Source organism: Bacteroidota bacterium (assembly GCA_016213405.1).
Lineage (GTDB): Bacteria > Bacteroidota > Bacteroidia > Palsa-948 > Palsa-948 > Palsa-948.
The window spans coordinates 44,960-64,154 of record JACRAM010000036.1; the positions used below are offsets into that span (position 1 = coordinate 44,960).

A 19,195-nucleotide genomic window follows, 5' to 3' on the forward strand; every position below is an offset into this window, starting at 1 on the left:
CTCAATTATTTTTTCGGTATCACCTGTATGAATCGCAGGTGATTGATCGTGGATGAATAGTTTTTAACGATGATTTCTCCCTGATGCTCGTACTGCATTTTGTTCGCGTTCTGAAAGCTAAGGTCAAATACACCTGTCTCGGAAGAAACGCTCACATCGTCTGCATCTTCACCGAGAAAGTAGAACTGGTTGTAGGCAGAAATGATTTTCGTTTCCAATGGCTGAAGAGCGAGGTGTTCTATTCGCGGCACATAGTTTTTTCCGATTCCCAGTTCTTCCATCCGCTGGGGGATGATGTATTCGAGTGCGATTTCGATTGTCATTTTCTTTTTTGTATTTTTTCTTTTTGCCTATTGCCAATTGCCTACTGCTTACTTTTCAATCGCGTACCATACATACACATTCACCCTGTAATTAAAATCATGTCCCCGCTCTTCTCCGAACCTATCGCGGTACGTTCCGCTCAGCACGTAGGAATTATCATCCACCAGAACGAGGTCTTCGAGGAATTTTTCTCCGTGCGTAAAAACCTGCGGTCTCCAAAAACCGGTTTGAGAGAAATCTCCGTAGCCTGCATTCGCATCCGTGAGTTTCACATCGGTGGAGTAGAATAAATTCGAGGGACCGTGGCTTTGCAGCCTCAGTTCCCCGGCAATCGGAGTGTGGCGGAAGAAAAGCCCTCCTGAAGGAGCTACTGCCGCGAAGGGTGGGTCTATTCCTGCAAAGGGTACTCCCGCTATCGCTATTGCCGAACCCGGCAGGGGAAAACCAGGCGTTACAACGGCTCTTCCGGCAGGCGCTCCTGCTAATCCTTCGATGCCTTTCACCGTAGACTCGATGCCGATAATTTTTTTTGCATCGGAAGGAAGTTTTATCTGAAAAGAATTTATTTCTCCTTTCTTCGTCACGGGCACCGTATGTATGATTACTTTTTCTTTCACCGCAGAGTTATTTATTGCATTTCTGTTTTTTCACAGAGGAAATAATACGACACGCGGTAGGGCCGGAAGAAGGTGAGTTCGTTGGGCACATCCTTGAAATCCACTTTGATGCTTTTGTTGCCAGAAGACACATCGCCCAAATCATAATACCTTGCATTCACATCCGAGTTGACTCCCGCCATCAGGCGTTTGCTCTCGTAGTTATCGGGAAAAAATTCCTCGCGGTTGATTTCAATACGCTGTTCGCCCCGTGCGTAAAGCAAATCATCGCGGCTGCTGGAAATTCCCACGCCTTTGACCGTGGTAATGTCTTTGTCTAATTCAAAAGTTTTGGAGAACGTTTTATTCTCCTGCGTGACATCGAGGTCAAATCGTTTATGTACAATCTTGCTCATAGTTTTTTCTTTCTTGGTTCTTGGTTTTGATTTTAAAAATTGGGAGCGGCAGAAGCAGTTGCAATTTTATTTTTTGCTTACTGCCTTCTGCCTGTCTGCCCATCTCCTTACGGAGTCGTCATCGTTCCGTGCAGTCCTGCCCACACATTTGTGTTTGCTGCGATTCCGTCCATCGTTCCGAGTTCGAGCGTAAGCTCCACCAGGATGTCATCGTGAATCAGGCGCGGGTTGGCGAGTTTGTAATACCCTGAAGTCACGCTGTGGAAGTTGCGGGTTTTGAAAACTTCATTGCTGGTTCCATCGGGGATCAATTGCTTTTTATTCGCCTTGAGTCCGAATTCCCCGTTGGCAATCGCTGGAAACATCTCGATGAGGTCATAAGGTGCAGCCATCATTTTGTCGGGGGTTGCATCCGCAGAAACTCCTGCCAGCAAAATGATTCCGCTCACCAGCATCGCTTGGTTCTTCGGGAGTTTCGCGTTGGAGATGTTCCTCAAGCCCGTTTGCTTGTCGTCCTGCGTTTCAAACATCTTGATGGTTTTGCTCGTCACGGGTTTGATGGAGTAGATCACCGTGTCCGCGAGGCGCAGTTCTCCTTTTCGCAGCCCTTCCTGAATGTGCTTTGGCAGTTCGGAAAAATGTTTTTCCATTTCAGCGCGTGAGCCGCGGCTCGCAGGAGGAAGTGCCGCGAGTTTGTTCACGGTGCGCTGCCGTTGCAGCGGGTTCATTTTGCGGAGTGCGCCAAGAACTTCACCGAGAAGTTCATCGTTGTCTCCGTCCAGTCCAATCAAGGCTCCCTGATTGGTGTACTGTTCAGTTGCTTCTAATTGTTCTAACATGGTTGTTGGTTTTTAGTTGTTATTGTTTTATTTTTTTCTTTTTAGTCAAGGCTTACGCTGAATTTGCCTTCGCAGATTAATTGTTTGCCGTATTTTCTTGGATTTCTTTTGCCTACTGCTTACTGCCTACTTCTTTTCAGTAGTTCCTTTCAGTTGGATCCAACGCTCCCATTTCTGAATCGGAATCAGGAGAACCTTTCATTTCCTGTTTTTGAATGAACTCCTCTCCGCTTTTCGCAACAAGTTTTTCGATAGTGTCCATTGCGCTCATGTCGGGTTCTTTTTCATCTGCTCCTTCGAGTACTTTTTTCTCTTCCGAGGGATGAATGAAATACTGCACTTCGCCCACACCGTTTGTGCCTTCTTTTTTCTCATCATTCTTTTCTTCCTTTTTCTTCCCCTTCAACACTTTATCCAGCCATAATTTTTGCTGAATGTTTTCTTTGAAGGAAAGCACGCGCTCTTTCGCGCCTTCGAGCAAATCCTGTTTATCCTCCGTGCCGTTCACGCCCGGTTTCTGATACGTGCCGGAAGCCATCATGCCGAGACCGAAGATGGAAGCGAGACGGCTTTTGGTATAATGACCTATGCCCGTGATCACCGCTCCGACTGCGAGGGATGCCCTGCCGAGCGCCGCTCCCACGACTCCACCACCGAGCGCACCGACCACAACATCTTTCACCGTTTCAATCGCGGTGTTTTTCAAATCACCTTTTGTCTCGAGGTCTTTGGTGATGCCTCCAAGCAGTTTTTTCTTCTTTGCTTCTTTTTCGTATGTGTTGGTTGATTTTTCCATGTCGCTTGGTTTTTAATTTTGATTTTAATTTTTTTATATTTTTATTTTTTTACTGTCTACTGTTTATTGTCTACTTCATTCCTCAAACGAGTTCCACATTTTTCTTTTTGTCCTTACTGTCATGTTTCTTTTTCTTTCCCTTCAATCCTGAAAGTGCGGGCTGCGGGGAAGTATTTTTTTTTGGTTTGGTCACGTAGCGGTACCCGGCATAGAGCAGGCTCAGACCGATGACTCCCCCGATTCCCCACAGCGTTGGCTTGAGCCATTTTTTATTGTTTGCCCAGAATCCTTTTGGTTTGCTTCCATCGCCCGAATCTTCTCCGCTCCCGTCTGTTTTTGCAACTTCTTTTTTGTTGGTTGAAGAATCAGTTCCATCTTCTTCGATAGTCAGAGCGGTATCATCTGATTTTGAAGCGGGAAGATGTTGCGCCTGTTCTGCTACAGCAGCATCTTCTTTTTCTGTGTTCTCAAAATCTTCCGAGCCTTTTTCTTTTTTCGGAAAAATATTTCCGATGCCTTTGAGAAGCCCCGCAATAGCAGCGAGCACTCCTGTGGCAGAAGCGATTGTAGCAGCCGTCACAGGTTCTCCGAGTTCACCGAAGCCCTCAAACCCTTCCATGCCTTCCACGTTTTCGGATGTATAGATGTCTTCTCCGATAAGCTGGGGAAGAGGAGTGCGTTCGTTCATCTCGAACACCGTCCCTTCCGGCATATATCCGAACAACCCCGCCACTTCTTTATTCTTGTTTCCTTTTCCTGTGAGGATTGCTTTCTTGAGGTTTTCCTGTTTTCCGCCTGCACCGTAGAAAATCTTTTCCAGTTTGTCTTTTATCGTTACGAGTTTTTTCCATTTACTGATGTCTCCGCCCTGTTTCTGCAGTTCCGCTTCGCTGGCATATGCCCACTTGATGCGCTGTGCGATTTTGAAAATGTTGAGTTTCATCGAAGCGAGTATCCCGTTGCGAAGCATGACGGTTGCGGGATTAAGTTTATTGGTGGCGTGAAGGACTTTTTTGAAAAATCCTTTTCCCTTCCCTTTTGCTTTCCCCTTTTTTCCGAGTCCGTCAAAGTCGTCCCCATCGTAGGGTTCTTGCAACTGGGTCTCGCTGAATCCGTCTAAGTAGTGTAAGTCCATTTTTGTGTCTTGTTTTTCTGTGTATGGTTCTTCGTAATCGAATTTGTCCACCACGCAGTCGAGCGTGATGTAGTTGAATCCTGTTCCGCTATCAGCGGGATTTTCTGTCCGCACCACCGGATAGATGTGCTGGAAGTAGTTGTTTTTGTACTTCGTTATCCGCAGTACAATGCTGCCGATATCCACATCGCAGTTGAGCAGCAATCCGCAGATGGTGACTGTGTAACAATCGCAATCCACCCCGCGAAATCGGTCATGCCATAACCGCGCGGGAGAACGGACCTGTTCCAGCCCGGCTTCGTTCTTGTGATAGCGGACGTGCGTGTAGATGAACTCCCATATATTCCGGCATGTTTCATAAACTGTTTCTCCTTTTAGTTGCTCTGCAATTTTTTCTGTCTGCCATTTTGTTTCCTGCACGACTTTCGGAATGAACTTCACCGTATCGTCAACAGTCGCTCCGCGCTTCACCGTTTTCTCGGTGAGGTTGGGCTTGGGAAACAGTTTGTCATATTCCTTTCCCTCGCATATGTATCTTTCTTTCTTAGCCTGCATGCGCTTGCTTTTTGAGAGTGACCGTTTCCTTTTTGCTGTAGGGAAACCATTTTTTAATCCACGGAATGATCCTTTTCCATATTCCCTGCTTGTTTACTTTCCAGTTGGGGTCAACGCTGGAGATGGTATTCACCTCCATCTTCACCGCATCCCCGCTTACAAGAGACTGAGCCAGTGCAGCACCGATGGAGAAAATTCCGAGCAGAGGAACTTGGATCATTATTTTCCCGATCCTTGCTTCTCCGTAAGGAGGGACATCGATGTCCCTGTTGACGACCTGCGAGGTGCCGATGACGGCATCCTGATAAATCAGTTTCACGAACGGATACTTGATCTTCAGCCCTGTGCCGGTGGGATTTTTCAGGGTGGAATCTACCCGCAGCGTCACGTTCTTAAGGTCGAGTTTGTGAACCATTACAGTGGTTACTGTTTCCAGTTCCTTGCCGGTTCTTCTCAATCGCAGTGCGTAAGACGCGCCCGCGATGAGCCCTCCACCGATGCTTGCTCCGACTAATATTTTTTTAAACAGTCCCATTATTTCATAAATACAGATTCAAACAGATTATTTTCGGGTTCAGACGGATTTATTGTGCGTTTAAATCTTTATTCATTTACTTTCTTTTTATTCTTCCGCTGATGAAATCGGTTGTGAGTTTAAAAACCATCCATATGATTCCACCGACTGCCGCTTTCATCGCATACTCCGCCAGCCCCGAGTAATCGAGGTTGGCGAAGAGGATGGCTCCGGTGAGAAAAATGCTGGAGCTGTCGGTATTGGTGGGATGATTTGTTTTCACTTCCATTTTTTGTTTGCGTCTAAAGCGGTTCTTGTCCTGATTCAAGCACAAAGGTCTGGCGATTTTAGTTCTCACTTTCCGGGTTCTCGGTGATGAGCAGGGTTGAAAAAATATTTCACGGGATTTTTTGGGTTTGGAAACTTTTTCAGACAGAGATTTTTTTGGGGATTCCAAACGTTTGGAAGATGAACTCCACTTCGTTCACGTTAAAAAGTTTCTTCCATTTGTTTTTGAAAAGCGTGTCGTAATCAAGCAGCCAGGTGCGGAGCGTTGCAGGAGAAATTTTATACAGTTCACAGAGTTCTTTCTTGGTGTAAGGACGAATCTCAATCGTTGGTCTTTTGTCGCTGCTGGGGTTTTCTGTAGTTTGTGTCATGATTAGAGTTGGTATTGATAGTTGAATAATGTGTTTGAAAAAATCTGCAAAAGGTCGAATTGTTTTTGTTCGATCAGGCGCATGCAGTACCTGCGGACCACGTAATTGTCTGCGGTGTCGAGGAATTTGAGCATCCCTTCCGCAAGCGTGGCGGTTCCTTTATTATAATGAGGAACCGTCCTGCGCTGCTCTTTTACTTCTTCCAGCCATTTGGCGGTTCCAGCAAATCCGTATTTGAAATGGATGTTCAGCCAGTCGCTTGGCTTGGGGACATACCTTCCGAATTTTCTGGAGATATACCGCTTGGCAAGGCAGATGCGTTCAATGATGTCTTTGAATTGCTGGCGGTAGTTCGGATTTCTCTCGAAGTGCGCGGAAATTAACCTTCGGAACTCTTGTTCTTCCTTTTCAGAGAATTGTTCGTTGTTCCAAAATGCGCTTTTGGCGGCCAGCCATGACATTTCGATCAGCATTTTCTTTTCTTTTACCTGGGCGTTGATGGGAATAATCTTCGCTGGTTTTTTTTCGTGTGGCATTGCCACGGTTGCATGTGTACTCATGATAAATTGTTTTTTATAATTGTTTTTTGATTTCACGATACAAAGGTGCGACAGCGGAGCGGCATGCTTTCCGAATTCAGTATCATCTCAAACTATCTTTGAGCATCTTAACTACAATCGCACTTTTCTAAAGGATGGGGAACTTTCAGGAAGTATTTACTCTAGGACAAAATCAGCCATGCCTCAAGCAATACCGAATGCGACAGTCATGCAACAGTGATGCAGCCAGCATGCAGCAGTGATGGCGCATGCATGGAGCAGCCATGCATGCAGGATGGAGCAGGGATGCAGATTTAATCTGTAATCTGCTTTACTCTCCAGTCAAAATAGTTAACAGAATTTCGCAGGTAACTATCTTTCAATTCCAACGCTTCGTTTTTTACCTTTTCAGCAATGAATCTCCAGTATTTTTTCTGCAAATTCTTTTCCGGAGTACTGAGCGTTTTATATTTTCTTTTGAGCGCATAACCGAACTGTGTCATATTTTCGACCAGATAATCGTAACGCGTGTTGTCTTTTCGTGTAAAATACGGAACAAACATGGTTTGCAGTTTTGCTTCCAATGATTGATTCCATTTGACGAAAGATGTGCGTTTATTCTCGCTCAGAGAAATTTTATCTGCAAACTCCGAAGAAATTTTCAGCAATTCTTCTGTAGTGAGTTTGGGTTTGATAATTGTACTCATGCTGCGGATTTTTCGGGTTTGTATTCGTCTTTAAGAAACACATTCGGATAGCCGAGTTTTTCAAAAATGATTTTTACCTGGTTCACATTGTAATACCAGCCGCGTTTTTTGCCGATCAGCGGTTCGAACGGTTCGATCATGGTGAAGAAACAGCGCGGGCTTACTTCATACAGGATGGCTAATTCTTTTTTGCTGTAGGGCTTGATCTCTGCCCTTGTTGTTTTTGATTGATTCATTGCATTTCATAGATTATATAGTTAGACATTATTTTTCATTCTCCATACCGACTCATGAAATCTTCTTCTCCAAGGTGCAGGGATGCTGCCATTTCCTTGACGGAGAATTTATGAGCGTTTTTATATTTTGTGATTAAGTCTCTCATAAGTTTTGGTTTCTCCTGCGGGAAATCCAGTTCAGGAGGTTCGCGCCTGCGAATCTGCATTTGATTGAACTGCTGAAGCAAATATCGTTTCTGGTTATCCGTAAGAAATCCCAAGTCCGCAGCCCTGAATAAAAGCGACTGCATGGACACTTTCCATTTGCGCTTTAGTTCCCCGAGAAGAGGGACAGTTATATCTTTTTCTCCGCCAGAGGACGGATCCCGACCTTGTCGGGAAAGGTCTTTTTTAATCTCGCTTTCAGGAAGCAGGAACCCGGCAGCGAACATATTCGCTTCGTGTGATATATCCCTGTCAAACGAGGGCATTGTGCCGGTATGCATTACCAAATGCCCAAGTTCATATGCTAAACTGAACCGCTGCCTGTCTGCAAGATGAAGTTTGTTCACGCAGATTACCGGAAGTTTGTCTTTTGTGAAAATCGTCCTGCTGTCCACACGTTCTGTGCCAAAATCGAATGAAATGACTATGATCCCGTTCTCCTCAAGCAATTCGGTCAGGTTTTCCACGGGACCCTTGGGCATCTTCCAAAACTTGCGGAGTTGTTTTGCGACTTGCTCGGTAGTTTCGTGCTTCTTTAAATCCAGAACAGGCACATTGACTTCTTTGAGTTTTAGTTTTTCAGATATGCTTTCGATATGCAAACGGTAAAGATTGATCTGCGCTTCGAGCGGAACAAGAACTTTTGCTGATACGTGGTCGCGCTTGCGGTAGTTCAAACTCATAGGAATGTATGCTTCGCCTTCCTGATAAAAGAAATCGGCAGGATATTTTAAGAGTTTGCTCATTTTGCCCAACGTTTCTTCGGATAAGGTTCTGCTGTCTGTTTCAACTTTGCAGATGAACGTAGGAGAGGTGCCGAGTTTTTCGGCAATATCTTTTTGAGAGATACCTCTTGATTCTCTTGCAAGGACAACCATCTTGGGGTTGATTTGTATTTCGGGCGGCATAGTGAGCGGTTCGTGTTTGTAAATGCAAAGGAAGTATTATTTGTAATACTGACAATATAAATGACAAAATTATTTTGATTGATAAAAACACTCACAAAAAATTAATCTTTAAGTTAATTATTGAATCAAAAAATTAATACATTTGTACAATTATGCTTAAAATTTGTTAAATTTTAATTTTAAATAATAATATAAGTTAATCTATAAATGAATATCTTTGCTATACTGGAGGGCTTTAAGGAATATGAGTATGTGAAGTATTATACTGTGCGGTTAATTAAAGATGAACAAAAAGATGAATCAAATGAAGCGGATAAATTTTATAAGATATATCGCGACCCGGCACATTCACATCATTCAGAATACAAAATTATTTTGAAAGTTATTGATGCAATAGGATATCATTACCGAGGTGCTGAACCATATTTGTTCAGGTTCGAAGATAAAGCAGATGCTCTGCCGCCTCCGAGAAAGAGTGCAAAAAATATTTTAGACATTGAAATAGTAATGCATTCGGAACTTCGGTTATACTGCATAAGGTTATCGAATGAAGTAGTTGTATTATTAAATGGTGGAGTAAAAACAAGAGACCAAGCTTTGAATTGCCCAAATGTTTCTGGGCATTTCAGGTTTGCTCAAACGATTGCAAAATTGATTGACGATTTAATTGCAAGAAAGGAAATTCGAATTGAAGGAAAAGAAATAATAAACGAAACAGGTGAAGAAGAAATAATTTTTTATAACTAAAAAGCAATTTATGCCAAGTAAATTTCATGATGAAGAAGTATCCCGCATCTCTCCCAAAGAAAGGGCATTGATGGTGAAATCTCTTGAGATAATTTCTCAGGTTCATTCCATCCTTGACCAGCGTGGGATTACTCAGAAGGCATTAGCGGATATGCTCAAAATTAGTCCTGCAGCAGTAAGCCAAATGCTTATTCCTGGAGGAAATTTAGAATTAAATACTGTTGTGCGATTGGAAAATATTTTATGTGAAACTATTTTGACAACACCCGATAAAGTTGCAGCATTATTAGAACAAAAAAAATCACCTGAATGGAATTGGGTACGGGAAAAACAAAAAGTTGAACCGTACTCTCCCCTGAGAGTATCCTACGTTTCTTCTGAACCCAAATCTTTCGATATAAATATTGAAATCAAAAATTTTAAAAAACATGGATAATATAAATATAGAAACAGACAAAATAGAATATCTCAACGTTCAGATTTTAAAAGCTGAAATAAATAATTCAACCAAAACCCCATTGCAGAGAGGAGATGATTTTAAATTAAATTTTTTATTTAAGGCAGTTGATTTATATAATCTTGAAAAACAATTTATTCGTGTTATTATAAATGCAAATATCATTGTAATGAAAAACGAACACGAATTAAATGCAGGAGCAAAATTTGAAATTGATAATTATTTTAGTTACCCTGATCTGCAAAAGTTTACTTCAAAAGAAACAGAAAAAGTTCTTGTTAAATCAGAATTTGCAGCGGTGGTTAAGGGACTTGCGTATTCAACAGCGCGCGGGATAATTTATTCAAAACTTGCAGGAACTTTTTTGGAAGGGACAATTCTTCCTGTTAAAATGTCTACGGAGGTATAAAAAATAAACTAAAAAAATAACACTATTCACTATGTCACTTCACGATTTTACAGCCGAATCACCCGATAACTATGAACAAAAATGTTGCTGCGCTCTTGTTCTTGATGTTTCGGGTTCTATGGAAGGAGCACCTATCAGAGAATTAAATGAAGGGCTTCGGGAATTTTATAAGGATATTCAAACAGATTCAACTACTGCTAACCGCCTTGAGGTAGCGGTAATAGAATTTAGCGATGAAGTTAAAACCTTAATTGAACCAAGCTTGGCTTCAAAATTCAGAATGCCTACGCTTACCACAAAGGGAACAACAAAATTGGTTGATGGCGTAAGAGAAGGAATTAAAGTAGTTCAAAGTCGTAAAAACTGGTATAAGAAAACCGGACAACCTTATTATAGACCTTGGGTGATTTTGATTTCGGATGCTGCACCGGATGAGGGACAGGATATTTCTGGTTTAACGCGGGAAATTAGAACCGGCATGAGCAATCGTGAATTTTTCTTTTTTGCTCTTGGTGTTCAGGGCGCTGATATGAATATGTTGAAAAATATTTCGGATCCTTCAATGCAAGCCGCAAAACTTCAAGGATTAAAATTCTCAGAATTTTTTAAATGGTTGAGTGCGTCAATGACTACAGTAACTCATTCTAAAGATGGAGACAAAGTAAATCTTCCTAATCCTGCGGAATGGATGATTGGCTTCTCAATTTAATTTATGAAAATATGCACAAGTGGTCATGGGAAAAAAATGGTTAAAGTCGGTTGTTCAATTTATGAAAAAGAAAAAGTTATTTATTCCGGTTATCAAAAATAAAAAACGAAATACTAAATCGGAAGAAATTTTATTTGAAGAAAAAACAGATGTAGCAAATGAAACGATTGAACCTTTCTCCATTGATTCGGAAAAATTATCCATAAAAAAAGTTGAGAAAAATCTAGCTCCAGTTACCGAAGAAAAGCAAGAAAAAAAACTTCCTGTAGAGCCGAATAAGCAAAAACCAGTAACAGATTCTGATAAGATAATTTCTCCTTCCGAAGAAATTTCTTCATCGCAAATAGAAGAGAAATCAATAGCTCCTGCAGTTAAAACGGAAGAAGTAATTGCGCCTGTAAAATCATTCTCAAATAATTTTACGTCTGCCGAAAAAAATTCTTGGTTCGTAGTTTCCGCTTCATCCATTGGAAAAACACATGTTAAAAGCAATATTCCTTGTCAGGACAACCACTACTGTGAAAGCATTGATAGTAATTGGGGCATTGCTATTTGCTCTGACGGAGCGGGAAGCGCGGAAAATTCGCAATTGGGTTCTAAGCATGTTTCAAACGAAATAGGAGTGGCTTTTTTTAAACAGTTAGTCATTAAAAACGGCTGGAATAAAAATAATATTTTGCCTTCGCAGGAAGAATGGAGCTCCGCAGCCCGCGAAGGATTTAAACAAATTTTTAATTCGCTTGAAAAATCGGCTGATGAAAAGAAAATTAAACTTAATTCTTTGGCGTGTACGATAAATGTCATTATATATTCTCCTATCGGTTTACTTGTGTCGCATATTGGCGATGGAAGAGCGGGCTATTGCAACGAAAAAGGAGAATGGAAATCTTTAATCAAACCTCACAAAGGGGAGGAAGCGAATCAAACAATATTTATTACTTCAGATAGATGGATGAGTGACTTGAACTTTACAATGTCAGGTGTTTCTGTTCCCGAAAGCAATGTTGTTGCTGAAAAACCAACAGCTTTTACCATGATGACAGATGGTTGTGAATTTTATGCATTCGAATGCAGTAATATGGATGCGACAACAAATAAATGGAATGATCCCAATTTGCCCTATCCCAAATTTTTTAATCCGCTTGCGGCTCATTTAAAATCTATGGTGCAAAATAATATTGCTGTTAGAGATGCTAATTTAAAATGGGAAAAATTTATTGAGGAGGGAATTGAGGGATTAAAAAATGAACCAGATGATAAAACCATGATTCTCGGAATACTGATATAATATGGAATATCTCTACACCTCTTCTTATAATCAAATTCAAATCGATTCTGCGCGTGTAGGAAATTCGGGAGGAGAGGGGTCTGTCCATAGAATCATTAATTCTTCAATTTATCCAAATCATTGCGTAAAAAAATTTTATCAGCAAAAAAGAACGGATTCAAAACGGAGAAAGATTGAATATATGATTCGGAATGTACCGGATAATTTGAAAAATGATTTTTTTATTCTTTGCTGGCCCCAAGATATAGTTCATGATGCAAATAGGAATTTTATCGGTTTTATTATGCCTCTTGCCTTTGGTGGAAGTGAGAAGTTGTATGAATTTACATTGACACCGTTCCCTTCGAAATATGGACATGCATGGATTAAGTTTGATCGTTCAAATCAAACAGGAAGAAAAAATCTCTACAAACTATGTTGTAATATTTGTTATGCGGTAGCAATGATTCACCATACAAATAAATATGTCTTTGTCGATTACAAACCCCAAAATATTCTTGTTACAGATGAAGGAAAAGTTTCGATAATCGATATGGATTCCTTTCAGGTTTCTTCTACAGGTGTACGATTATTTCCAGGAGATGTGGTCACACTTGAAAATGCTCCGCCCGAATCCAAAACATTAAACCCCTGCACGGAATGCATTTTACCGAATTGGGATAGATTTTCTATGGCAGTTTCATTTTATCAAATTCTGTTAGGCATTCACCCTTACGCTGCAAGTGCAAACGGACAATACGCTAATCTTGGATCGCTACAGGAAAAAATACAAAATGAACTTTTTATTTACGGAAAAAAATATGAACACTTAACCTTTGTTCCCCCGCCTCATAACCTGTTTTGGCATCTTCCTATTTCAGTTAGAAATCTTTTTATGAGGGCATTTGATACGACTCCTTCTAATAGACCAACAGCAGAAGATTGGTACCGTTCCTTCTCAGAAGAGATTAAATAAAATATAATCTCTTTCGAAGTTATTTTTTGAAAACGTGAAGAAAAATAAAATAAAGAAAAGAATCCGTATCCCGCCAAAAACGAGGAAAAAACTTTTAGATAAAAATTTAGGGGTTTGCTGTGTATGCAAAGAACGCGACATAGGAATAAACTTTCATCATTTAGATGAAGACCCATCCAACAATGAGGAAGAAAATCTTGCTGTGTTGTGCGTCAAGGAACATGATATGCATCACCGCCCCAAAGCATATGCATTGAAACATTTGGAACTTGGGATGAGCAAAATCAGAAAATACAAGCACCAGTGGGAAAAAACAGTTCAGGAAGCTAAATCCACAAGTCCTAAAATAATTGCCGTATTAAACATTTATGGCAGTCGCAAGAGTATTCATTCGGTTCGGTTTCTTGTTCAGGATATTAATGGAAAAATAATATATCAACGTTTATACCATCTGCTTACCGGATCACCGGACCAATGGACAGATGATATTATAGAAGAAGTTTCATGGCTTGGGAAGAATGTAAAACTCTCTATGATTAACAAACCGCTTAAAGTAGAATATTGTCCTTGTTGCTCTACTTCACTTTCCAATACCTTAGATAAAAATGCAGCTATTCATTTAACTGCTAAGGATTGGAAAAAGGAATCGAGTGGAAGCATATACATCAATCCGAAATTTCCTGCTGTTGCTTTTATTTTATCCTATCGAAATGAAATTTTATATAAAGCACATCTGCACAATTGCAATGGAACCCATCTTCACTTTATGACTGATAAATACGAAGAAAGAATTCCTATAAAGAAAAAAGCAAGCACTATAATTCAAGCAGCAGAAATAATGCAAAAGGTAATAAGTACATGGGATCCGGGCAAAATCTTTATTGGTACACAATGAAGGATTAAAATCCGACCCAACGGACGATAAAGCCAATTATATTTATGGTGAAAAGGAATTGTGGTATGTTGATTCTATAGTTTCAAAAAATTACATTGCTGTTTTTGAAAAGGAAAACAGGGAAGACGGTTTTGGTGTAGATGATGAAAACGGAAAAGTGGCGACATCGAATCCCATGCAACTGCTTAGGAAAATATCTCTGTTCACTTTACGTGAGTTCCGTAAAAATCCAAATGCTGTCCCAATCAAAGAAGTGCATTTTGATTATGATTATTCACTTTGTCCTGGTGTTCCTAATAATAATAGTGGTACTGGAAAACTCACATTGAAAAAAGTTTTCTTCACTTATCAAAATTCTAAAAAAGCGCAGTTAAGTCCGTATGAATTTGAATATAATGGCAACAACCCCGCCTATAATATAAAATCGTATGATCGATGGGGAAACTTTAAGCAGAATAATGGGCAGACAGGTCCCTTACAAGCATTTAACGCTGCTGAATTCCCATACGTTGAGCAGATTGCTTCAACCCCAGCATTAGCGCAAGCAAATGCAGATGCAAATTTATCAGCATGGAATCTTACAGATATTCTTCTTCCATCAGGCGGAAAAATAAAAGTCAATTACGAAGCGGACGACTATGCTTTTGTACAAAACAAACCTGCTATGCAAATGTTTAAAATAATAGATGCTAAATCCACTCCTACATTGAGTACTGTTTTAACTAATCCTCATCCGGTTCAATTAGATGATTTAGTGAATAAAAATTATTATTTATTTTTTGAATTGCAGCCAGGATTTACAAGCTCAACAGATATCGGAAAATACTTTGAAGGAGTTGATAAATTATATTTCCGATGTCTCGCGCACTTTGACCCAATTAATCAGAATATGTATGATTATGTATCGGGCTATGCGAATATTCAAAGTTACGGATGGGATAATACAAGCGGAACTCCAGTTGGTTGGGTGAAATTAGTACCTAAAGATTTGGGCAAAATTGCAGCCGCACAAGATTTCAATCCCATAACACTTGCAGCACTCCAATTTGGCCGCTTAAACATGTCAAGATTCATGTGGAGTCAGCCCGGTGTAGGTGCTAATCCAACTTTAGGAAAATCATTTCTAAATGCACTTGTTAATTCCGATTTTTTAAAAAACATAAAAGATGCTGTTGAAGGTCCCAATTTTGCATTGTGGGATCCAACATCAACGTCAGGGAATAAGTGCCATGAAATTGTTGTCAATAAATCTTTCTTTCGTCTCAACTGTGTGACCAAGAAAAAATTCGGAGGAGGATGCCGTGTTAAGAAAATTGAGATGAGCGATGAGTGGAACAATATGGGTACGCAAATGAAAACCTTCCAGTACGGACAGGAATACAAATACACATTACCGGACGGCACAACATCATCCGGAGTTGCGTCTTATGAACCGCAATTAGGAGGAGATGAAAATCCATGGCGGATGCCGGTAGCGTTTTCTGATGAAAAACTTCTTGTTCCCGATGATGAGCATTACATGGAAACACCGTTTGGAGAATCGTTCTTTCCATCTGCCTCTGTGGGATACAGCAGGGTAGTCGTACAGAATCTTCAATACACAAACGTGAACCGGCACGCAACAGGAAAAGTCGTTCACGAATTTTATACTGCGAAAGATTTTCCTACCATACCAAACATGACCGGAATGGATCACAAGCAGGAAAAAACCGATAAGTTCAGCATCAGTTCTTTATTTAAGGTCAAGGCGAAAGATTATATGACTGCTACGCAAGGATTCTCGGTTGAGTTGAATGACATGCACGGAAAGCCAAAGACGCAGAGCGTTTATCAGGAAGATAATACAACCGCAATCAGTTCTGTAGAATACAAATACAAGGCAACTCCGTACGGAGTGGGAAGTTTCCGTCTAGATAATTCGGCAACCGTAATTGATCCGCAAGGAAATGTTAAACCGGCAACCATAGGGGTGTTTTTCGACATGGCTGTGGACATGCGGCAGGAAAGAACCGAATTAAATTCTTTTACGCTTATGATTAATGTAGATATCTTCATGATTACTCCTATCCCTGTTCCTGTTCCTATTCCCATGGTCTGGCCTTCCAGCACTGAGCAGATAACTCAATTCAGGAGTGCAACCACTACCAAAATCATTCAGCGTTTTGGTTTGCTGGAAGAAACTATTGCGAAAGATTTGGGCTCAACAGTTTCAACTAATAATCTCGCTTACGATTCTGAAACTGGCGAGATATTACTCACCCAAACCACTACTGATTTTAATGACCAGGTATTTACTTTGAATTATCCTGCGCATTGGTATTATGATGGAATGGGGCAGTCATACAGGAATCTTGGATTTACAACCACATCATCTGTTAGTTTTAGTGCAGGACAAGCAAGCATTCAAAATGCATCCAAGTATTTTGTTCCGGGAGATGAGCTGAAAGTAGGCAACACCAAAGTTTGGGTGGTTGAAGTTTCGGGAAACAGCATTAAAGTTTTATTAAAAAATGGGCAAGCTTTTTCGGGAAGCGGCACTGTGAAAGTGATACGTTCTGGAAGGAAAAACATGGCAGGCACCACAATGGAAAGTGCTACGTTGCTTTCTAATCCTCTGACTAATTTCAAGAACAATCTTTTTGATAATGTGTTGCAGGCATCTGCCATTGAGTTCACTGACAGGTGGCGCACATTCTGTGATTGTTTCAATCCTCCTTCTCCACCAATCATTGCTTCCACTAATCCTTATGTAGTTGGAACAAGAGGAAACTGGAGAAAGAAAAAATCCCTGCTGCATCTTGCTGGCCGCTCGCAAAGCAATTACGATAACAACACTAACATCCGCATTGATGGCGTATTCACTTCTTTCCGTCCTTACTACCGATTGAACAGCAACCAGTGGCAGATTGATGAAAAGGACTGGACATTCACTTCAGAAGTTACTGAGTTCAGTCCGTTCGGGCAGGAACTGGAAAATGTGGATGCGCTCGGACGTTTCTCTGCCGCAACATTTGGATACAGGCAAACACTACCAACATCTGTAGCTGCCAATGCAAAATACAGAGATATAGGATTTGACCACTTTGAAGATTACGGATTCAGCCCTTGCGCGGATAATCATTTTAAGTTTCCGAATATTTCTGATACTACAAGCACACAGTCACACACCGGTCGTTATAGTATCAAAGTAAGTAATGGTTCATCAGCAACGATGATTAAAACACTGGAAGTATGTAATCCACACACTTGCATTCTTAATATTACTAAAACTATTATTTCTACCAGCACTTCTGAAATTAACGTGTCAAATGGCATTGCTCCTTTCCAGATAGATTGGAATGTTATACAGGGAAATCCGATTGTCAACTCTAATGGGAATAATCTTACGATTACTGGAACGGGTTGGACAGTTGAAATAATAGTTCTTGACGCATCGGGATGTAAGACAACAAAAATTTTCACTCAACCATAAATTATAAAAGAAAGAAATCATGTTTAGAAATAATATTTATGCCATGAAAAAATATCTTTTTCTACTAATGCTTTTTTTTATTAGTAGCGGTTGGATAAATGCACAACCAGTAGCGCCTAACACAATATGTAGCGAAAACATACCTTTTTGTACAGATGATTTTATTGACCAAATCAGTTCTGTTACCCAACCATGTTCTTCTTCTGGTACGCTTCCGTTATGGTATTCGTTTAATTATGTTCCTACTAGTACACCAGGTATAAAAGTTCAAATCTCTGGATCTGGTGCAAGTTTATTATCATATACTCTTTATGGACCATTTACTTCCTTAAAAAATTGTTCTCTACTCACCAATTCTGATATTTTTTCTAGTTCTACTACACCATCACAGTTCTATAATATTCCGGTATCTTCTAACCCGGGATTTTATTATATTTCATTAAATGCAAATGGATGTGATTTTGCAATAAATTTCTTGCAATTAAAAGGGTTCTTTATTTGTCCGACAACCGATACTATACCCTGTGAAGACTGCATCGGTTCCTTCGCACCTTTCCAAGACAGCACTTATCTTATCAGCGCATGGGTGAAAGAAGGAAATGCCCCTCCTATAAAAACATCTTACACAATTCCGCAATTGTTTTTGGAATTTCCTCTTAGTACTCCATGTAGTCCCTGCACAACTACTTTAGGACCATTTACACCCTCAGGAGAAATAATTGACGGCTGGCAGAAAGTGGAAGATAAATTTAAAATTCCACTTAATGCTGTAAAAATCCAAATAAAACTTGACTGCGGATCAGGTGCAGGGGACTGCTTCTTTGACGACATCCGCGTGTATCCATTTAAGGGAAGCATGAAATCATACGTATATGACCCTGTTAATTTACGTCTGGTTGCGGAATTGGATGAACGGAATTATGCGACCATGTACGAATATGACGAAGAAGGGAAACTTACCCGCATCAAAAAAGAAACTGAACGCGGAATAATGACGATACAAGAAACAAAAACAAGCGTGAAGAAAAAATAATCTCGATAGTTATCGGGACGAAAAACAAAAAAATGAAACGCCTATTATACTTATTGTTTTTTTCTGCTGCGGCAGTTTGTATGTCTTTTTTTCCGGAGCGTGCATGGAAAAATATAACGCGAGATGAATTTGAAAAAGCGAGTACTCTGCTTGAAAGTTTTTATTCAAAGTACACCATTCTTTCAATGACAGTAACACATGCGTCCTATAAAAATTATACAACTGAAGTTCCATACGAGCAGGTGACAGGATATTTCCGCATGAATAAAAACAGTTATCACAATTTCCTGATGGGAGTGGAGACCCTCCAGAATGAAAAATTCAAAATCACGGTTGATTCCTCCCGGAAACTTATCCTTGTCAAAAACCCTGATAACTTAGGCGAAGGAGGAATAAAAGACATAGTGAAATTCAATTATGAACTTTCGCATTCTTATATCACGGGTTATAAAACTACTGACGTAAAAAGCGGTAAAATATACCGTGCAGAGTTTAACGAAAAACTGCCATACACAGCATACGAAATGGACATAAGCGATGAGGGCTTGCTGCGCCAATTAGTAATTTATTACAGAGAGGAATATCCAAGCGATGCGGCAGATGAAAAATCTGTTAAAACAAAACCGCGTTTGAGCATTACATACAGTCAAGTGAATAAAGCGCCAATTTTTTCAAAAGATGAATTCGACCATAATAAATACATAACTGTTTCAAGCAAGGGGTTTCTGCCTGCAAATAAGTTCAACGATTATAAAGTGGAGGACCTCCGAGTAACTGACAGAACGTATTAATACTTATGTAA

General features: G+C 40.3%; 23 protein-coding genes. 10 read left to right on the forward strand and 13 right to left on the reverse strand.

The window, feature by feature from the left end:
* Positions 1 to 5: 5 nt before the first annotated feature.
* The 13 genes from HY841_03965 to HY841_04025 form a co-directional block, all read right to left on the reverse strand.
* The gene (locus HY841_03965) at positions 6 to 323 is read right to left on the reverse strand and encodes a hypothetical protein (protein ID MBI4929894.1); all 318 of its coding nucleotides are present in this window, start codon (positions 321 to 323) and stop codon (positions 6 to 8) included.
* Between the two features lie 48 nt (positions 324 to 371).
* Positions 372 to 941 carry a hypothetical protein gene (locus HY841_03970; GenBank protein ID MBI4929895.1) on the reverse strand — a complete coding sequence of 190 codons (570 nt, stop codon included), beginning with the start codon at positions 939 to 941 and terminating at the stop codon, positions 372 to 374.
* Positions 942 to 952: 11 nt separating this feature from the next.
* The gene (locus HY841_03975; protein ID MBI4929896.1) at positions 953 to 1,336 is read right to left on the reverse strand and encodes a hypothetical protein; all 384 of its coding nucleotides are present in this window, start codon (positions 1,334 to 1,336) and stop codon (positions 953 to 955) included.
* Positions 1,337 to 1,443: 107 nt separating this feature from the next.
* Complete coding sequence (locus tag HY841_03980; protein MBI4929897.1) at positions 1,444 to 2,175, reverse strand: hypothetical protein; 732 nt, start codon at positions 2,173 to 2,175, stop codon at positions 1,444 to 1,446.
* Positions 2,176 to 2,311: 136 nt separating this feature from the next.
* On the reverse strand, positions 2,312 to 2,971 hold the full coding sequence (locus tag HY841_03985) for a hypothetical protein (GenBank protein ID MBI4929898.1): 660 nt from the start codon (positions 2,969 to 2,971) through the stop codon (positions 2,312 to 2,314).
* 82 nt (positions 2,972 to 3,053) lie between these two features.
* The gene (locus tag HY841_03990; GenBank protein ID MBI4929899.1) at positions 3,054 to 4,661 is read right to left on the reverse strand and encodes a hypothetical protein; all 1,608 of its coding nucleotides are present in this window, start codon (positions 4,659 to 4,661) and stop codon (positions 3,054 to 3,056) included.
* Positions 4,651 to 5,196 carry a hypothetical protein gene (locus HY841_03995; protein MBI4929900.1) on the reverse strand — a complete coding sequence of 182 codons (546 nt, stop codon included), beginning with the start codon at positions 5,194 to 5,196 and terminating at the stop codon, positions 4,651 to 4,653. Before HY841_03995 ends, HY841_03990 begins: the two co-directional genes overlap by 11 nt.
* Before the next feature lie 76 nt (positions 5,197 to 5,272).
* On the reverse strand, positions 5,273 to 5,533 hold the full coding sequence (locus HY841_04000) for a hypothetical protein (GenBank protein MBI4929901.1): 261 nt from the start codon (positions 5,531 to 5,533) through the stop codon (positions 5,273 to 5,275).
* A 70-nt stretch (positions 5,534 to 5,603) separates the two neighbouring features.
* Positions 5,604 to 5,834 carry a hypothetical protein gene (locus HY841_04005; GenBank protein ID MBI4929902.1) on the reverse strand — a complete coding sequence of 77 codons (231 nt, stop codon included), beginning with the start codon at positions 5,832 to 5,834 and terminating at the stop codon, positions 5,604 to 5,606.
* Positions 5,835 to 5,836: 2 nt separating this feature from the next.
* A complete protein-coding gene (locus HY841_04010) occupies positions 5,837 to 6,394 on the reverse strand; it encodes a hypothetical protein (protein MBI4929903.1) in 558 nt (185 codons plus the stop codon).
* Positions 6,395 to 6,687: 293 nt separating this feature from the next.
* The gene (locus HY841_04015; protein MBI4929904.1) at positions 6,688 to 7,080 is read right to left on the reverse strand and encodes a hypothetical protein; all 393 of its coding nucleotides are present in this window, start codon (positions 7,078 to 7,080) and stop codon (positions 6,688 to 6,690) included.
* Positions 7,077 to 7,316 (reverse strand): hypothetical protein, encoded by a 240-nt coding sequence (locus tag HY841_04020; GenBank protein ID MBI4929905.1) that lies wholly within the window; start codon positions 7,314 to 7,316, stop codon positions 7,077 to 7,079. Before HY841_04020 ends, HY841_04015 begins: the two co-directional genes overlap by 4 nt.
* 35 nt (positions 7,317 to 7,351) lie before the next feature.
* Positions 7,352 to 8,428, reverse strand: a complete 1,077-nt coding sequence (locus tag HY841_04025) for an XRE family transcriptional regulator (protein MBI4929906.1) — start codon at positions 8,426 to 8,428, stop codon at positions 7,352 to 7,354.
* Positions 8,429 to 8,635: 207 nt separating this feature from the next.
* Here HY841_04025 and HY841_04030 point away from each other — a divergent pair, with 207 nt between their 5' ends.
* The 10 genes from HY841_04030 to HY841_04075 all read left to right on the forward strand — a co-directional run bounded on the left by HY841_04030 (position 8,636) and on the right by HY841_04075 (position 19,184).
* On the forward strand, positions 8,636 to 9,175 hold the full coding sequence (locus HY841_04030; GenBank protein MBI4929907.1) for a hypothetical protein: 540 nt from the start codon (positions 8,636 to 8,638) through the stop codon (positions 9,173 to 9,175).
* A 10-nt stretch (positions 9,176 to 9,185) separates the two neighbouring features.
* A complete protein-coding gene (locus HY841_04035) occupies positions 9,186 to 9,611 on the forward strand; it encodes a helix-turn-helix domain-containing protein (protein MBI4929908.1) in 426 nt (141 codons plus the stop codon).
* Complete coding sequence (locus HY841_04040; protein MBI4929909.1) at positions 9,580 to 10,041, forward strand: hypothetical protein; 462 nt, start codon at positions 9,580 to 9,582, stop codon at positions 10,039 to 10,041. Before HY841_04035 ends, HY841_04040 begins: the two co-directional genes overlap by 32 nt.
* A 31-nt stretch (positions 10,042 to 10,072) precedes the next feature.
* Positions 10,073 to 10,750, forward strand: coding sequence for a VWA domain-containing protein (locus tag HY841_04045; protein ID MBI4929910.1), 678 nt, complete (start codon positions 10,073 to 10,075; stop codon positions 10,748 to 10,750).
* Between the two features lie 61 nt (positions 10,751 to 10,811).
* A complete protein-coding gene (locus HY841_04050; GenBank protein ID MBI4929911.1) occupies positions 10,812 to 12,038 on the forward strand; it encodes a protein phosphatase 2C domain-containing protein in 1,227 nt (408 codons plus the stop codon).
* 1 nt (position 12,039) lies between these two features.
* On the forward strand, positions 12,040 to 12,993 hold the full coding sequence (locus HY841_04055; GenBank protein MBI4929912.1) for a hypothetical protein: 954 nt from the start codon (positions 12,040 to 12,042) through the stop codon (positions 12,991 to 12,993).
* 34 nt (positions 12,994 to 13,027) lie between these two features.
* Positions 13,028 to 13,888, forward strand: coding sequence for a hypothetical protein (locus HY841_04060; GenBank protein MBI4929913.1), 861 nt, complete (start codon positions 13,028 to 13,030; stop codon positions 13,886 to 13,888).
* A complete protein-coding gene (locus HY841_04065) occupies positions 13,875 to 17,360 on the forward strand; it encodes a hypothetical protein (protein MBI4929914.1) in 3,486 nt (1,161 codons plus the stop codon). The genes HY841_04060 and HY841_04065 overlap by 14 nt, the downstream gene beginning before the upstream one ends.
* A gap of 43 nt (positions 17,361 to 17,403) precedes the next feature.
* On the forward strand, positions 17,404 to 18,393 hold the full coding sequence (locus tag HY841_04070; protein MBI4929915.1) for a hypothetical protein: 990 nt from the start codon (positions 17,404 to 17,406) through the stop codon (positions 18,391 to 18,393).
* Positions 18,394 to 18,425: 32 nt separating this feature from the next.
* Entirely contained in the window at positions 18,426 to 19,184 is a 759-nt protein-coding gene (locus HY841_04075; GenBank protein ID MBI4929916.1) for a hypothetical protein, read from the forward strand.
* The last annotated feature ends 11 nt before the right edge of the window (positions 19,185 to 19,195 follow it).

Bases quoted from the DNA above. Each gene is read 5' to 3' on its own strand.
- HY841_03965 (MBI4929894.1), bottom strand. From the start codon at position 323: ATGACAATCGAAATCGCACTCGAATACATCATCCCCCAGCGGATGGAA.
- HY841_03975 (MBI4929896.1), bottom strand. From the start codon at position 1,336: ATGAGCAAGATTGTACATAAACGATTTGACCTCGATGTCACGCAGGAG.
- HY841_03980 (MBI4929897.1), bottom strand. From the start codon at position 2,175: ATGTTAGAACAATTAGAAGCAACTGAACAGTACACCAATCAGGGAGCC.
- HY841_03985 (MBI4929898.1), bottom strand. From the start codon at position 2,971: ATGGAAAAATCAACCAACACATACGAAAAAGAAGCAAAGAAGAAAAAA.
- HY841_03990 (MBI4929899.1), bottom strand. From the start codon at position 4,661: ATGCAGGCTAAGAAAGAAAGATACATATGCGAGGGAAAGGAATATGAC.
- HY841_03995 (MBI4929900.1), bottom strand. From the start codon at position 5,196: ATGGGACTGTTTAAAAAAATATTAGTCGGAGCAAGCATCGGTGGAGGG.
- HY841_04005 (MBI4929902.1), bottom strand. From the start codon at position 5,834: ATGACACAAACTACAGAAAACCCCAGCAGCGACAAAAGACCAACGATT.
- HY841_04010 (MBI4929903.1), bottom strand. From the start codon at position 6,394: ATGAGTACACATGCAACCGTGGCAATGCCACACGAAAAAAAACCAGCG.
- HY841_04015 (MBI4929904.1), bottom strand. From the start codon at position 7,080: ATGAGTACAATTATCAAACCCAAACTCACTACAGAAGAATTGCTGAAA.
- HY841_04020 (MBI4929905.1), bottom strand. From the start codon at position 7,316: ATGAATCAATCAAAAACAACAAGGGCAGAGATCAAGCCCTACAGCAAA.
- HY841_04025 (MBI4929906.1), bottom strand. From the start codon at position 8,428: ATGCCGCCCGAAATACAAATCAACCCCAAGATGGTTGTCCTTGCAAGA.
- HY841_04030 (MBI4929907.1), top strand. From the start codon at position 8,636: ATGAATATCTTTGCTATACTGGAGGGCTTTAAGGAATATGAGTATGTG.
- HY841_04035 (MBI4929908.1), top strand. From the start codon at position 9,186: ATGCCAAGTAAATTTCATGATGAAGAAGTATCCCGCATCTCTCCCAAA.
- HY841_04045 (MBI4929910.1), top strand. From the start codon at position 10,073: ATGTCACTTCACGATTTTACAGCCGAATCACCCGATAACTATGAACAA.
- HY841_04050 (MBI4929911.1), top strand. From the start codon at position 10,812: ATGAAAAAGAAAAAGTTATTTATTCCGGTTATCAAAAATAAAAAACGA.
- HY841_04055 (MBI4929912.1), top strand. From the start codon at position 12,040: ATGGAATATCTCTACACCTCTTCTTATAATCAAATTCAAATCGATTCT.
- HY841_04070 (MBI4929915.1), top strand. From the start codon at position 17,404: ATGAAAAAATATCTTTTTCTACTAATGCTTTTTTTTATTAGTAGCGGT.
- HY841_04075 (MBI4929916.1), top strand. From the start codon at position 18,426: ATGAAACGCCTATTATACTTATTGTTTTTTTCTGCTGCGGCAGTTTGT.